Source organism: Burkholderia sp. BCC1998 (assembly GCF_905339875.1).
Lineage (GTDB): Bacteria > Pseudomonadota > Gammaproteobacteria > Burkholderiales > Burkholderiaceae > Burkholderia.
Genome location: NZ_CAJPHE010000033.1, coordinates 21,740 through 36,309, shown reverse-complemented (window position 1 = coordinate 36,309; position 14,570 = coordinate 21,740). Strand labels below are relative to the sequence as shown.

Annotated in this window: 13 protein-coding genes; 5 read left to right on the top strand and 8 right to left on the bottom strand. The window is 67.2% G+C overall.

Annotated features, from left to right (window positions below; translation table 11 throughout):
• Positions 1-180: 180 nt before the first annotated feature.
• The 3 genes from U5A56_RS34390 to U5A56_RS34380 are packed head-to-tail and all read left to right on the top strand — an operon-like array spanning position 181 to position 3,598.
• Positions 181-1,065 (top strand): MBL fold metallo-hydrolase, encoded by an 885-nt coding sequence (locus U5A56_RS34390; protein ID WP_044848260.1) that lies wholly within the window; start codon positions 181-183, stop codon positions 1,063-1,065.
• A 28-nt stretch (positions 1,066-1,093) separates the two neighbouring features.
• Positions 1,094-2,773 (top strand): TIGR01244 family sulfur transferase, encoded by a 1,680-nt coding sequence (locus tag U5A56_RS34385; RefSeq protein WP_321926995.1) that lies wholly within the window; start codon positions 1,094-1,096, stop codon positions 2,771-2,773.
• An 18-nt stretch (positions 2,774-2,791) separates the two neighbouring features.
• Positions 2,792-3,598 (top strand): sulfite exporter TauE/SafE family protein, encoded by an 807-nt coding sequence (locus tag U5A56_RS34380; protein WP_044848262.1) that lies wholly within the window; start codon positions 2,792-2,794, stop codon positions 3,596-3,598.
• 104 nt (positions 3,599-3,702) lie between these two features.
• Here the strand turns inward: U5A56_RS34380 and U5A56_RS34375 are convergent, their stop codons facing one another.
• From U5A56_RS34375 to U5A56_RS34360, 4 genes are all read right to left on the bottom strand, one after another.
• Complete coding sequence (locus U5A56_RS34375; protein WP_321926993.1) at positions 3,703-4,524, bottom strand: ABC transporter permease subunit; 822 nt, start codon at positions 4,522-4,524, stop codon at positions 3,703-3,705.
• Positions 4,521-5,450: an ABC transporter permease subunit gene (locus tag U5A56_RS34370; RefSeq protein WP_044848264.1), complete on the bottom strand. Its 930-nt coding sequence runs from the start codon at positions 5,448-5,450 to the stop codon at positions 4,521-4,523. The genes U5A56_RS34375 and U5A56_RS34370 overlap by 4 nt, the downstream gene beginning before the upstream one ends.
• Complete coding sequence (locus U5A56_RS34365) at positions 5,447-6,607, bottom strand: ABC transporter ATP-binding protein (RefSeq protein WP_321926991.1); 1,161 nt, start codon at positions 6,605-6,607, stop codon at positions 5,447-5,449. Before U5A56_RS34365 ends, U5A56_RS34370 begins: the two co-directional genes overlap by 4 nt.
• A gap of 86 nt (positions 6,608-6,693) precedes the next feature.
• Complete coding sequence (locus U5A56_RS34360) at positions 6,694-7,788, bottom strand: polyamine ABC transporter substrate-binding protein (protein WP_124485422.1); 1,095 nt, start codon at positions 7,786-7,788, stop codon at positions 6,694-6,696.
• Positions 7,789-8,342: 554 nt separating this feature from the next.
• Between U5A56_RS34360 and U5A56_RS34355 the strand changes: the two genes are divergently transcribed.
• Positions 8,343-8,546: a DUF1289 domain-containing protein gene (locus tag U5A56_RS34355; protein ID WP_027784516.1), complete on the top strand. Its 204-nt coding sequence runs from the start codon at positions 8,343-8,345 to the stop codon at positions 8,544-8,546.
• Positions 8,547-8,621: 75 nt separating this feature from the next.
• Here U5A56_RS34355 and U5A56_RS34350 read toward each other — a convergent pair whose 3' ends face one another.
• From U5A56_RS34350 to U5A56_RS34340, 3 genes are all read right to left on the bottom strand, one after another.
• Positions 8,622-9,263 (bottom strand): OmpW/AlkL family protein, encoded by a 642-nt coding sequence (locus U5A56_RS34350; protein WP_044848916.1) that lies wholly within the window; start codon positions 9,261-9,263, stop codon positions 8,622-8,624.
• 65 nt (positions 9,264-9,328) lie between these two features.
• Positions 9,329-10,519 (bottom strand): nitronate monooxygenase family protein, encoded by a 1,191-nt coding sequence (locus U5A56_RS34345; RefSeq protein WP_321926988.1) that lies wholly within the window; start codon positions 10,517-10,519, stop codon positions 9,329-9,331.
• A 128-nt stretch (positions 10,520-10,647) separates the two neighbouring features.
• A complete protein-coding gene (locus tag U5A56_RS34340) occupies positions 10,648-12,084 on the bottom strand; it encodes an aldehyde dehydrogenase family protein (protein ID WP_321926986.1) in 1,437 nt (478 codons plus the stop codon).
• 268 nt (positions 12,085-12,352) lie between these two features.
• Between U5A56_RS34340 and U5A56_RS34335 the strand changes: the two genes are divergently transcribed.
• The gene (locus tag U5A56_RS34335; RefSeq protein WP_044848913.1) at positions 12,353-12,718 is read left to right on the top strand and encodes a hypothetical protein; all 366 of its coding nucleotides are present in this window, start codon (positions 12,353-12,355) and stop codon (positions 12,716-12,718) included.
• Between the two features lie 250 nt (positions 12,719-12,968).
• Here the strand turns inward: U5A56_RS34335 and U5A56_RS34330 are convergent, their stop codons facing one another.
• Positions 12,969-14,561, bottom strand: coding sequence for an ABC-F family ATPase (locus tag U5A56_RS34330; RefSeq protein ID WP_044848912.1), 1,593 nt, complete (start codon positions 14,559-14,561; stop codon positions 12,969-12,971).
• Between the last annotated feature and the right edge of the window lie 9 nt (positions 14,562-14,570).

Below are 14,570 nucleotides of genomic sequence, written 5' to 3'. Positions count from 1 at the left end.
GATATGGCAGTCGTCATCGACGGCACCCCGTCGCCGGTGCCCGCGACACACCGCGGCCCCGCCAAAAATCCGAACCGAATCAATCACCTGCCACATCATCCGGCAGCGCGGCGCGAATTGGCACGCTTCTTGAACATGGGATGCCCGATTGCAGACGCAGAACCCGATCGAGGACATCCCGTGAGCCATGCCCCCCAGCTGTCGGTCGAAGGCTTTTTCGACCCGGCGACCCACACCGTCAGCTATCTGCTGCTCGACACCGAAAGCCGCGCATGCGCGCTGATCGACAGCGTGCTCGACTACGACCCGAAATCCGGCCGCACGCACACCGCCAGCGCCGACCGGCTGATCGCGCGCGTCGCCGAACTCGGCGCGACCGTCCACTGGCTGCTGGAAACGCACGTGCATGCCGACCATCTGTCGGCCGCGCCGTACCTGAAGGCGCATGTCGGCGGACAGATCGCGATCGGCTCGCACGTGCGCCGCGTGCAGCACGTATTCGGCACGCTGTTCAATGCCGGCCCCGGCTTCGCGCAGGACGGCCGCCAGTTCGACCGCCTGCTCGACGACGGCGACACGCTCGCGCTCGGCGCGCTGACGATCCGCGCGCTGCACACGCCGGGCCATACGCCCGCGTGCCTGACCTACTGCGTCGACGACGCGACGCAGCGCGCGGCGTTCGTCGGCGACACGCTGTTCATGCCCGACTACGGCACCGCCCGCTGCGACTTCCCGGGCGGCGACGCGCGCACGCTGTACCGTTCGATCGCGCGCGTGCTCGCCCTGCCGCCCGACACGCGCCTGTATCTGTGCCACGACTACCAGCCGGGCGGCCGCGACGTGCAATTCGTGACGACGGTGGCCGAACAGCGTCGCGCGAACGTGCACGTGAAGGACGGCGTGACCGAGGACGATTTCGTCGCCATGCGCACCGCGCGCGACGCGACGCTCGACATGCCCGTGCTGATGCTGCCGTCGGTGCAGGTCAACATGCGGGCCGGCCACCTGCCCGAGCCCGAAAACAATGGCGTGCGCTACCTGAAGATCCCGCTCGACGCGATCTGAGCCGCCGCCCCGACCGGAGAATCCCGACATGACCATCCGCCCGCTGACCGACCTGCTGTCGGTCTCGCCCCAGATCGCCGCGACCGACCTGCCCGCACTGCACGCGGCCGGCATCCGCACGATCGTCTGCAACCGCCCGGACGGCGAAGGCGCCGACCAGCCGACCGTCGCCGAGATCCGCGCCGCCGCCGCGCCGCTCGGCATCGCCGTGCACTACCTGCCCGTCGACACCGGCAAGGTCACCGACGACCAGGCCGCGCAGTTCGGCACGCTCGTCGCGTCGCTCGCCGGCCCGGTACTCGCGTACTGCCGCAGCGGCACGCGTTCGGCGACGCTGTGGGCGCTGTCGCAGGCAGGCCGGCGTCCTGCCGGCGACATCGTCGCGATCGCCGCCACGGCCGGCTACGACCTCGGCGCGCTCGCACCGCGTCTCATGCGAGATCTCGCGCAAGACGGCCGCCAGGCCGCGCCGGCCGTGGACGCGCGGCACGACATCGTGATCGTCGGCGCGGGTGCGGCCGGCGTCGCGGTCGCGTCGAGCCTGCTGGCACGCGACGCATCGCTCGATATCGCGGTGATCGACCCGGCCGATACGCACTACTACCAGCCGGGCTGGACGATGGTCGGCGCGGGCGTGTTCCGGCCCGACACGACCGCGCGCCCGATCGTCGACCTGCTGCCGCGCGGCGTGAAATGGATCCGGGCCGCCGTCGCCGGCTTCGAGCCCGACACGCACACGGTGGTGCTCGACGGCTGCCGGCGCATCGGCTACCTCAAGCTGGTCGTGTGCCCGGGCCTCAAGCTCGACTGGCACGCGATCGACGGCCTCGCTCAAACGCTCGGCCGCAACGGCGTCACGTCGAACTATCGCTACGATCTCGCGCCGCACACGTGGGAACTGGTGCAGGCGTTCCGCGGCGGCAATGCGCTGTTCACGCAGCCGCCGATGCCGATCAAGTGCGCGGGCGCCCCGCAAAAGGCGATGTACCTGTCGTGCGATCACTGGCGGCGCGCGGGCCGCCTCGGTGCCGCGAACGTCGAGTTCCTGAACGCGGGCGGCGCGCTGTTCGGGGTCGCCGACTACGTGCCCGCGCTGATGGAGTACGTGAAACGCTACGACATCGCGCTGTCGTTCGGCCACAACCTCGTCGCGATCGACGGGCAGGCGCGGCGCGCGACGTTCAAGCGCGCGCTGCCCGACGGCGGCACGGAAACCGTCGAGCGCCCGTTCGACATGATCCACGTCGTGCCGCCGCAGAAGGCGCCCGATTTCGTGCGCGCGAGCCCGCTCGCCGACGCGGCCGGCTGGATCGACGTCGATCCGACGACGCTGCGGCACAAGCAGTTCGCGGACATCTTCGCGCTCGGCGACGTCACCAACACGACCAATGCGAAAACCGCCGCCGCGGCCCGCAAGCAGGCGCCCGTGGTCGCGCACAACGTGCTCGCGTCGCTGGGCCGCGCGCGCGGCGACGCCGCGTACGACGGCTACGGCTCGTGCCCGCTCACCGTCGAGCGCGGCAAGATCGTGCTCGCGGAATTCCTGTACGGCGGCAAGGTCGCGCCGACCTTCCCCGCGTGGCTGATCGACGGCCGGCGCCCGTCGCGGCTCGCGTGGCTGCTCAAGGAGCGCGTGCTGCCGCCGCTCTACTGGAAGGCGATGCTCAAGGGCCGCGAATGGCTCGCGAAGCCCGCGATCGCACGTTGACCGGAATCCGATGACACCATGCTGATTTCCCTCGTACTCGGCAGTCTCGTCGGCGCCGTGCTCGGCCTCACCGGCGCGGGCGGCGGCATTCTCGCGGTGCCCGCGCTCGTCGTCGGGATGGGCTGGCCGATGCAGCAGGCCACGCCCGTCGCGCTCGTCGCGGTCGCGGGCAGCGCCGCGCTCGGCGCGCTCGAAGGGTTTCGCCGCGGGCTCGTGCGCTATCGCGCGGCGTTGCTGATGGCCGTCGCCGGCGTGCCGCTCACGACGCTCGGCGTCAAGCTCGCGCACGTGCTGCCGCAACGCGTGCTGCTGGCGCTGTTCGCGCTGACGATGCTGGTCGTCGCGGGCCGCCTGCTGCGGCAGGCGCTGCGTCATGCGCCCGGCGACGCGGACGCGTCGCCGCTGTGCGTCGGCCGCGTGAATCCCGACACGGGCCGGCTCGTCTGGTCGTGGCCGGTCGGGCTCGCGCTCGCGTCGACCGGCGCGGTGACGGGGCTGATGACGGGCTTGCTCGGTGTCGGCGGCGGTTTCGTGATCGTGCCGATGCTGCGCAAGTTCACGAACGTGTCGATGCACGGCGTGGTCGCGACGTCGCTGATGGTGATCGCGCTGGTCGGCACCGGCGGCGTGTTCGCGACGCTCGTGTCGGGCACGCGCGCGCCGCTCGACATGACGCTGTGGTTCACGGTCGCGACGGCAATCGGGATGGCGATCGGCCGCAGCGCGTCCCGGCACCTGTCCGCGCGGCACGTGCAGGCCGGCTTCGCTGCCGTGCTCGTGTGCGTGGCGCTCGGGTTGCTCGCGAAGGCGGCGTTCGGCGCATAAGCCGCACGCGGCTCGCATGCCAAACAAAACGCCCGGGCCGACTCGTCGTCGGCACCGGGCGTTATTCGTTGCGTCGGCAACCCGTGCGCGAGCGCGTGAGCACGTCAGGTCGCGAACGCGGCCATCCGCTTGCGTTCCTGGCGCAGCATCACGAAGTTAGCGATCACGACGCCCGCCGTCACCGCGACGATGAACAGCGTCGCGAGCGCATTCATCTCCGGGTTCAGGCCGAGGCGCACGCGCGAGAACACGACGAGCGGCAGCGTCGTCGAGCCGGGGCCCGACAGGAACGCCGACAGCACGAGGTCGTCGATCGACAGCGTGAACGACAGCAGCCAGCCCGCGATCAGCGCCTGCGAGATCAACGGCAGCGTGATCGTGAAGAACACCTTCAGCGGCGTCGCGCCGAGATCGAGCGCCGCTTCCTCGAGCGACGGGTTCAACTCGCGCACGCGCGACTGCACGATGATCGCGACGTACGAGATGCACAGCATCACGTGGCCCAGCCAGATCGTGAACACGCCGCGCTCGGCGGGCCAGCCGATCCACTTCGCGAGCTCGATGAACAGCAGCAGTAGCGAGATCCCCTGGATCACCTCGGGGATCACCAGCGGCGCGTTGATCATCCCGCTGAACAGCGCAAAGCCGCGAAAGCGCCCCATCCGCGCGAGCACGAAGCCGGCCCACGTGCCGATGAACACCGACGCGAACGCGGTCAGCACGCCGATCTTCAACGACAGCCACGCGGCCGTCAGCAGCTCGTCGTCCTCCGCGAGCGTCGAGTACCAGCGGAACGAGAAGCCCGACCACACGGTGACGAGCTTCGACTCGTTGAACGAATAGACGATCAGGCTGATGATCGGGATGTACAGGAACGCGAAGCCGGCGAACAGCGCCGCGAACTGCAGGTAACGATTCGGCTTCATCGACGGCGGCCCTCCTGCTCCTTCGCCTGGAAGTGCTGGAACATCGCCATCGGCACGAGCAGCAGCAGCACCATCGCACAGGTCACGGCCGACGCCATCGGCCAGTCTGCGTTGTTGAAGAACTCGTTCCACATCACGCGGCCGATCATCAGCGTGTTCGCGCCGCCGAGCAGTTCCGGAATCACGTACTCGCCGACCGCCGGAATGAACACCAGCAGGCAGCCCGCGATGATCCCGTTCTTCGACAGCGGCAGCGTGATCTGCACGAACGCCTTCCACGGCTTCGCACCGAGATCGTACGCGGCTTCGAGCAGGCGCAGGTCCATCTTCACGAGATGCGCGTACAGCGGCATCACGAGGAACGGCAGGTACGAATACACCATCCCGATGTACACCGCGTAGTTCGTGCGGTACAGCTCGATCGGCGTATGGGTCAGGCCGATCCACATCAGGAAGTTGTTCAGGAGCCCGTTGTTCTTCAGGATCCCGATCCACGCGTACACGCGGATCAGGAACGACGTCCAGAACGGCAGCATCACGCCCATCATCAGCAGGTTGCGGGTCGCCGGGTTCGAACGCGCGATGTAGTACGCCATCGGATAACCGATCAGCAGGCACAGCAGCGTCGTGATCGCCGCGACCACCACCGAATTCACGTAGGTCGCGAAATACAGGCTGTCGGTGAGCAGGAACGCGTAGTGCGACAGGTTCAGCGCGATGTGCACCACGCCGTCCGCATACGACGCGAGTTCCGTATACGGCGGGATGCCGAGCTGCAGCTCCGCGAAGCTGATCTTCACGACCAGCACGAACGGCACCAGGAAGAACAGCACGAGCCACGTGTACGGCCCCGCGACGACCGCCGAGCCGCCGGTCAGGTTGAAGCGTCGCACGGGCCATGCGAGCAGGGACTTGAGCGTGCTCATGACGTCAGCACCACGCCGGCCGTCGCGCTCCAGCGCACGTAGATCTCGTCGCCGAGCGCCGGCGTCTCGAGCTCGGAAATCGCGAGGCTCGACACGTTCGCGATCACCGTCTTGCCCGCGTCGAGCTTCACGTGATACAGCGAGTAGCCGCCCATGTACGCGACGTTGGTGATCTTCCCGTGCGCCCAGTTGAACGCGCCTTCGGGCGGCTTGCGGGTGAGCGCGATCCGCTCGGGGCGCACCGACACCGTGACCGGCATCCCGAGCGGGCCCGTGATCCCGTGGCTCACGTACAGCCGGCTCGGCAGCTCCGGCGATTCGATGTACACGTAATCGGGTTCGTCCTCGACGGTGACGCCTTCGAACAGGTTGGTCGAGCCGATGAACTCGGCCGAGAAGCGGCTGTTCGGATATTCGTAGACTTCGTTCGGCGAGCCGATCTGCACGATCTGCCCTTCGCTCATCACGGCGAGCCGGTTCGCCATCGTCATCGCCTCTTCCTGGTCGTGCGTGACCATGATGCAGGTGACGCCGACCTTGTTCAGGATGTTGACGAGCTCGATCTGCGTGCGCTGGCGGATCTGCTTGTCGAGCGCCGACATCGGCTCGTCGAGCAGCAGCACCTTCGGGCGCTTGACGAGCGAACGCGCGAGCGCGACGCGCTGCTGCTGGCCGCCCGACAGCTGGTGCGGCTTGCGCTTCGCGTACTTGCTCATCTGCACGAGCTCGAGCGCCGCGGCGACGCGCTCCTTCAGCTCCGCCTTCGGCGTGCCTTCCTGCTTCAGGCCGTAGGCGACGTTCGATTCGACCGACATGTGCGGGAACAGCGCATACGACTGGAACATCATGTTCACGGGCCGCTTGTACGGCGGCATCTGTGCGAGGTCCTCGCCGTCGATCAGGATCTTGCCCGACGTGACCGTCTCGAGGCCCGCCAGCATGCGCAGCAGCGTCGACTTTCCGGAACCCGAGCTGCCGAGCAGCGCGAACAGCTCGCCCTGGCGCACCGTCAGGTTCACGTTGCGAACCACTTCGGTGTCGCCGAATTTCTTGACGACGTCGACGATCTGGACAAAATTCTCGGCGCGCGTATCGGCGCCGGACGAAGGAACGAAGGACGGTGCGCCCGCGACCGGCGCACCCGACTGGCTATTCATGATGTGCTGCTTCTCTCCTGCGTTTGACGAACAAAGCCCCCGGGGACACCAGGGGCTTCATGACTGCTGGCTGACTCCGGCTCGCTTCAGCGGCCCGATTTCAGCTCGGTCCACAGACGCGTCTGCAGACGCTGGATTTCAGGCGGCAGCGGCTTGAGCAGGAACAGCGTCTTCACGACGTCGGCCGGCGGATAGACGGCCGGGTCGTTCGCGACGTCGGGCCGCACGTACTTGCGCGACTCGGCGTTCGCGCTCGGGTAGTACACGGCGTTCGTGATCGCCGCGTGCACCTTCGGATCCTCGATGTAGTTGATCCACTGCAGCGCGGCGTCCTTGTTCTTCGCGTCCTTCGGGATCGCCATCACGTCGAACCACACCGGCGCGCCGCCCTTCGGAATGTAGTACTCGACCTTGTACGGCTTCTTCGCCTCGATCGCGCGATGCTTCGCGATCACGACGTCGCCCGACCAGCCGAACGCGAAGCAGATGTCGCCGCCGACCAGATCGTTGATGTAGCCCGACGAGTTGAACTGCGTGATGTACGGGCGGATCTTCTTCAGCACCTCCATCGCGGCCTTGTAGTCGGCCGGGTTCGTGCTCATCGGATCCTTGCCGATGTAGTGCAGCGCCGCCGCGAACATCTGGTCCGGCGCGTCGAGCACCGACACGCCGCAGGTCTTCAGCTTCGAGATGTTTTCCGGCTTGAACAGGATGTCCCAGTTGTCGAGCGGGACCTTGCCGAGCGCCTGCTGCGCCTTCGTCAGGTTGTATGCGAGACCGGTCGTGCCGTACGCCCAGGGCACCGAGTACTTGTTGCCCGGGTCCGCGCCGGCGACGAGCGCCATCAGTTGCGGATCGAGGTACTTGAGGTTCGGCAGCTTCGACTTGTCGAGCGGCGTGAAGATGCCGGCGGCGATCTGCTTGCCCGCGTAGTTGCTGGTCGGCACGACGATGTCGTAGCCCGAGCTGCCCGTCAGCAGCTTCGCCTGCAGCGTGTCGTCGCTGTCGTAATTGTCGTAGCGGACCTTGATGCCCGCCTGCTTCTCGAAGTTCGGGATCGTGTCCTTCGCAATGTAGTCCGACCAGTTATAGACATTGAGCTGCGTATCCTTCGCCGCCGCCGCCGATGCACCCACGCACAGCGCGAGCGCTGCGAACCGGCCCACTACGTTTGCTTTCATCCCGTTCTCCCTCCGGCCGGACCGCTTGTCCGGCTGCCGTCTGCCTCGTCATGGCGGCGCGTTCCGGCACGCCGCCCCTCGAAAACCCCGAACGCTACCACCATTCGCGCTCCGTCACAAAAAAATCATGCCCGTGTCGCGCAAACGGAACAGATTCCCGCCGCCAGCCGCTCGGGCGGCCCGCGCAGCGGGGCGTTCCGGGGGAATTCTATCGGGTAATCGGCGTCTGTCCATCGGGAAAAGAAAGCGGTGGCGAAACCGCGTGCCGCATGCAGCACAAGCGGCCCGCACGACGCGCGGTGCATGCGGCCGTTTCACCGGTGAAATCGCGACGCGCTGCGACACGCGCCACGCGCCGCGCGCCGTGCCCGGCCCTGTCCGGCACGGCGGGCCAGCCGTCGCCGACGGCGATCCGGCCATCGTCCAACCGTTCGGCCGACCGGCCGCACCGTCACGGCAACGCGACCGTACGGCACGCTAGCGGCGTCCGCCGGCCGCCCCGTTCCGATGCATTAAAATGACGCCCTGACGATTTCACTGCGCGAACCCTCCCGATGGCCTCCAATCTCCACGACCTGCCCGACAGCCCCTGCATCGGCGTGTGCTCGACCCTCTTCGACGAAGTCTGCAAGGGCTGCGGCCGCACGGCCGGCGAAGTGTCGAACTGGGTGTTCCTGAGCGACGACGAGAAGCGGGCGGTGTGGGAGCGCATTACGCGCGAAGGCACCGCGATGCGCTTCCAGTACGACAAGCTGTAAGCCGGCCGCACAAAAAAAGAGCGGCATGCCGACTGCCATGCCGCCAACCCCAACTCTGTTCTTGTCCGCGAACCGTTAGAACTTCATCCCGACGCCCACGCCGACGATCAGCGGATCGATGTGCAGCGTGCCGATGCCCTTGTCGCCGAGCGTCGCATCGGTGCTCATCCAGATCTTCTTCACGTCGACGTTCATGAACACCTTCTTCGTCAACTGCACGTCGACGCCGAACTGCAGCGCCGGACCGAAGCTGCTCTTGTTGATCGACACGCCTTCCCCGCCGACGTTGAGCCCGTTGTTGTAGAAGTACGTGTAGTTCAGGCCCGCGCCGACGTACGGACGCACCTTGCCGGCATGGTTGAAGTGGTACTGCAGCAGCAGCGTCGGCGGCAGCACGCCCACGCCGCCCAGGTTGCCGAGGCTCGAGGTCATCTGGTGCCGCGACGTGCCGAGGATCAGCTCCACGCCGAGGTAGTCGCGGATCATGTAGGTGAAGTCGAGTTCCGGCACGATCGCGTTGTTCACGCCGGTATTGATCGCGCCGAGCGTGTCGCTCGCGCGCTCGTTCGGCTGGATGCTGATCGCGCGCAGGCGGACCAGTACGTCACCCTGGTTGATCCCGTCGCCCGGCGACGCCGCGTGCGACAGCGTGGGCATCGTGACCAGACTCGCCGCGACGGCGGCAGCGGTGACACATGTTCGAATCGTTTTATGCATGGTAAAGACCCCTGAAGAATGCATTCCATTTTCCTCGTAGGGTCTTTTCGTCGTTTTGATATCCGTCAAGCCAGCGTAAACCTCGGACGGTTTGTCGCAGTCGCCGCGGCACGGCCCGTCAGCAGCAGGTCGAGCAGATCGCGCACGCTGCGGATCGCGTTGCCGAACGGCAGCGCTTCGCGGCCGCGGAAGAACAGGCCGTTCGCGACGTCGCCCCGCAACGCGGCCGCGAGCCGCGTGTCGATGCAGAAATGGCCGAACTTTTCGATGCCGTCGCGCAGCCCGCGGACGCTCAGGCACTCGAGCGCGGTCGGGCAGCGCTGCCTGAACGCGCCGAGCTTGTCGCGAATGCGCGTTTCGTTGCGCAGGTAACGATCGAGCCACGGTGTCTTCACCGCGCGCGCCGGCAGCCCCGTCACGCTGACGAATTCGACGATGTCGTCGGGCAGCGCGTCGGCCAGTACGCGCTTGAAGTTCGGATGCGCGTCACCTTCCTCCGTCACCGCGAACGGCGTTCCGACCTGCACGCCGTTCGCGCCGGCCGCGAGCGCCGCACGCACCGAGTCGTGACTGTTGATCCCGCCCGCGACGATCAGCGGGATCGTGTCGCGCGCCAGGCCGAGCGACGCCATCACCTGCGCGGCCTCGTCGAGCACGCGCGCGAAATCGAAGCGCGCATCGTGCATGTCGTCGATCTGCGTGACCCCGAGGTGGCCGCCCGCATGCGCGGGATGCTCGATCACGATCGCATCCGGCAAGCGCCCCTTCGTCATCCACTTCTTCAGCACCAGCGCGATCCCGCGGCTGTCCGACAGGATCGGGATCAGCGCGATGTCGCGTCCCTGCGTGAGATCGGGCAGATCGAGCGGCAGGCCCGCGCCCATCACGATCGCGTCCGCGCCTTCGTCGCACGCGACGCGCACGTAGTCCGCATGCGCGCGCACCGCCTTCATCACGTTGACCGCAATCATCCCGCGGCCTTCGCCGTAGGTCTTCGCGAGGCGAATCTCGCGCGCGAGCGCGTCGAGGTTCGCGGCCTCGAGCGTCGCGCGGTCGGGATTCGCACGACAGCGCGCGAGCAGGTCCGCGTGGTGGTGACGCAGGTCGATGCTCGCGATCGTGCCGAGCGCGCCTTCGCGCGCGACGCTGCCCGCGAGGCGGTGCGCGGAGATGCCGACGCCCATGCCGCCCTGCACCACGGGCAGCAACGCGCGGCCGCGAATCGTGAGCGGCGGGAAGGAAGTGCGTGCGGTCATCTGAACCTCGTCGAAACATCGGAAATCGGAAACGCGATGATCGACGATCCACCGACGCGCATCTTGACGGCCGTCAATAAAAAAACGGCACGCGAGCGTGCCGTTTCGGGTCAGGCGGGGTGAGACGCTCAGGCCGGATTCGCCGGCTTGAGCTGCATCGACTTGTATTCGAGATACTCTTCGAGCCCGTACACACCGTTCTCGCGGCCGTGCCCCGACTGCTTGTAGCCGCCGAACGGCGCGGCGCTGTTCCACGTGCCTCCGTTGATGTCGACCTGCCCCGTGCGGATGCGGCGCGCGACGCGCATCGCGCGTTCGTCGCTGCCCGCCCACACCGCGCCGCCGAGCCCATAAGGCGAATCGTTCGCGATGCGCACGGCTTCGTCTTCGTCGCGATACGTGATGATCGACAGCACCGGCCCGAAGATTTCTTCCTGCGCGATCGTCGATTTCGGATCGACGCGGCCGAACACCGTCGGCTTCACGAAGAAGCCCTTCGCGAGCCCTTCCGGCAGGCCCGTGCCGCCCGTCACGAGTTCCGCGCCGTCGTCGATCCCGCGCTGGATGTAGGCCTGCACGCGCTGCTGCTGCGCGGCCGATGCGAGTGCGCCGAGGCGCGTCGTTTCCTGGCGCGGGTCGCCCGCGACATACGCTTCGGCCGCCGCCTTCGCGAGCGCGCGCGCCTCGTCGTAGCGCGCTTCCGGCACCAGCATCCGCGTGTGCGCCGAACAGGTCTGGCCCGCGTTCAGGTAGCACGCGTTGACCGTGCCCTTCACCGCCGTCGCGAAATCGGCATCGTCGAGAATCACCGACGCCGACTTGCCGCCCAGTTCGAGCGCGACGCGTTTCACGCCCGCGGCCGCGAGTTCGGCCACGCGCTTGCCGGCGCGCGTCGAACCCGTGAACGACACCATGTCGACGTCCGGATCGGTCGCCAGCACCTCGCCGACGACCGGGCCGTAACCGCATACGAGGTTGAACACGCCCGGCGGCAGGCCCGCTTCGTGAATCGCCTCCGCGAGCATGAACGCGTTGAGCGGCGCGACTTCGGATGGCTTCAGGACGACCGTGCAGCCGGCCGCGAGCGCCGGCGCGACCTTCAGCGTGACCTGGTTGAGCGGGTAGTTCCACGGCGTGATCGCCGCGACGACGCCGACCGGCTCGCGCACCACCAGCGAGTTGCCGACCGTCGCCTCGAATTCGAACGATTCGGCGAGTTTCGCGTATGCCTTCCAGTTGTAGATCGGGCCGCCGACCTGGATCGCACGCGACAGCTTGATCGGCATCCCGACTTCGCCGGTGATCGACTGCGCGAGTTCCTCGCTGCGCGCCTGCAGACGCTCGACGATCTTGCGCAGGTAGCCCGCGCGCGTCGCGGCCGGCGTCGCGGCCCACGCGTCGAACGCCGCGCGCGCCGCGCGGATCGCGTCCTGCGCGTCCGAGGCCGTGCCCTCCGGAATCCGGCCGATCACGGCCTCGGTGCCCGAGTCGATCACGTCGATCGTGCCCGTTCCAGCCGGCTTGCGCCATGCACCGCCGATGTAGAACTGGTTGTAGATTTTCATCGCTTCCTGTCTCCCGGAAAACGGCCATTCTAACGAGTGTGGCGCGGCCCGGCGATGACGTCGGACCAGACCGCGAGCGCCGCCGAACGGTCCGCACGGGCGCCGGCGAGCGGGTGCCGAATACCGGACGCCCGCGGCTGCGGCATCCGCGCCACGCCGGCACGCCACGAGGCCGCACGACGTGGCCCGCATCGTGCTATGTTTTTAGTATCGGCGCCGGCCGCTGCAGGCCGCGCCACCCGGAATCGATGCCTTCGTGAGCGCTGCCATGACCGACGCATCCCATATCCTCGGCTCGCAAGATCGCCTGGAGCTGCTGTGCTGGCTCACCTGCGGCAATCTCGGCGCGTTTTACCTGAACGAAACCTGGCCGGACGCATCGTTCCAGGTGCAGGCCGCGCACCGCTGGCTCGACCGCCATCACCGGCAGGCCGACTGGCTCGCGATCGCGAAGCTGGCCGCGCTGGCGCAGGACATCGCCAAGCGGCACGCCGACTTCGTCGACGCGTCGTGGGCGCGCGACGCGGTCGAGGAAATCGTCGATACCGACGATCTCGATTACCGGGCGAAACTCGTGCAATGGGTGTACGAAGACTGCTGCAAGGCGCTTGCCGACAAGCGGCTCGCGGATTGACGCGGCGGCACCGGGCGGCGGGCGGTGCGCGAGGTGATGCGCCTGTTGCGGTCGCGGCGGCTGCCGGCCGGAAACGGCGCCGCCGCGACGAATCGTCATCGAGGGTGCCGCACCCGACCTGACATTTTCCCTTCAATGGCCGTCGTGCCGATCCGGTAACGGCGAACATCTGCCCGGATACGAAAAAACCCGCCAGGCTTGCGCCTGGCGGGCTTCCGGTACATCAGGTCGGGCATGGCCGCCCGGGCAATTACTCCTGCCCCTGACTCGTCAGGAACTCCTCGTAATTCCCGCCGAAGTCGAACAGCGTGCCGTCCGTGCGCACTTCGATGATCCGGTTCGCCAGCCCGCTCACGAATTCGCGGTCGTGCGACACGAAGATCAGCGTGCCTTCGAACTGCTCGAGCGCGATCTGCAGCGACTCGATCGACTCCATGTCCATGTGGTTGGTCGGCTCGTCCATCAGCAGCACGTTGTGGCGGCCGAGCATCAGCTTGCCCCAGATCATGCGGCCCTTCTCGCCGCCCGACAGCACCTTCACCGACTTCTTGATGTCGTCCGACGAGAACAGCAGGCGGCCCAGCGTGCCGCGCACCATCGTTTCGTCGTCGCCGTCCTTGCGGTACTGGTCGATCCAGTCCATCAGCGTGATGTCGTTCGGGAACTCCTCGTACGTATCCTGCGGCATGTAGCCGACGTTCGCGTTCTCCGACCACTTCACCGTGCCGTGATCGAGCTGCAGCGCGCCGAGCAGCGAACGCAGCAGCGTCGTCTTGCCCGCGCCGTTCTCGCCGATGATCGCGATGCGCTCGCCCGGCTGCACCGACAGGTTGAAGTTCTGGAAGATCGTGCGCTCGTACTTCTTCGTGATGTCTTCGGCGACCACCGCGACGTTGTGCAGCTTCTTCTCGAACTCGAAGCGGATGAACGGGTTCTGACGCGACGACGGCTTGAATTCCTCGATCTTGATCTTGTCGATCTGCTTCGCGCGGCTCGTTGCCTGGCGGGCCTTCGACTTGTTCGCCGAGAAGCGGCGCACGAAGTCCTGCAGCTCGGCCACGCGCTCCTTCGCGCGCGCGTTCGCCGCGGCCTGGCGCTCGCGCGCCTGCGCCGATGCGAGCATGTAGTCGTCGTAGTTGCCCGGCCAGACCTTCAGCGTGCCGTAGTCCATGTCGGCCATGTGCGTGCACACCGAGTTCAGGAAGTGACGATCGTGCGAGATGATGATCATCGTCGAGTTGTACTCGTTGAGCGTGTGCTCGAGCCAACGGATCGAGTTGATGTCCAGGTTGTTGGTCGGTTCGTCGAGCAGCAGCACGTCCGGCTTCGAGAACAGCGCCTGCGCGAGCAGCACGCGCAACTTCCAGCCCGGCGCGACGTCGGCCATCGTGCCGTTGTGGAACTTCTCCTCGATGCCGATGCCGAGCAGCAGCGCGCCCGCGCGCGCCTCGGCGTCGTAGCCGCCGTATTCGGCGAACTTGCCTTCGAGCTCGGCCGCGTGCATGTAGTCGTCGTCGGTGGCTTCCGGGTTCGCGTAGATCGCGTCGCGCTCGGTCATCGCGGCCCACATTTCGGTGTGGCCCATCATCACGACGTCGAGCACGCGCACGTCTTCGTACGCGAACTGGTCCTGGCGCAGCTTGCCCAGGCGCACGTTCGGCTCCAGCGCGACGTTGCCGGCGCTCGGCTCGAGGTCGCCGCCCAGGATCTTCATGAAGGTCGACTTGCCGCAGCCGTTCGCGCCGATCAGACCATAGCGGTTGCCCTCGCCGAATTTGACCGAGATATTCTCGAACAAGGGCTTCGGCCCGAATTGCATCGTGATGTTGGCAGTAGAAAGCACGGCAGGTCC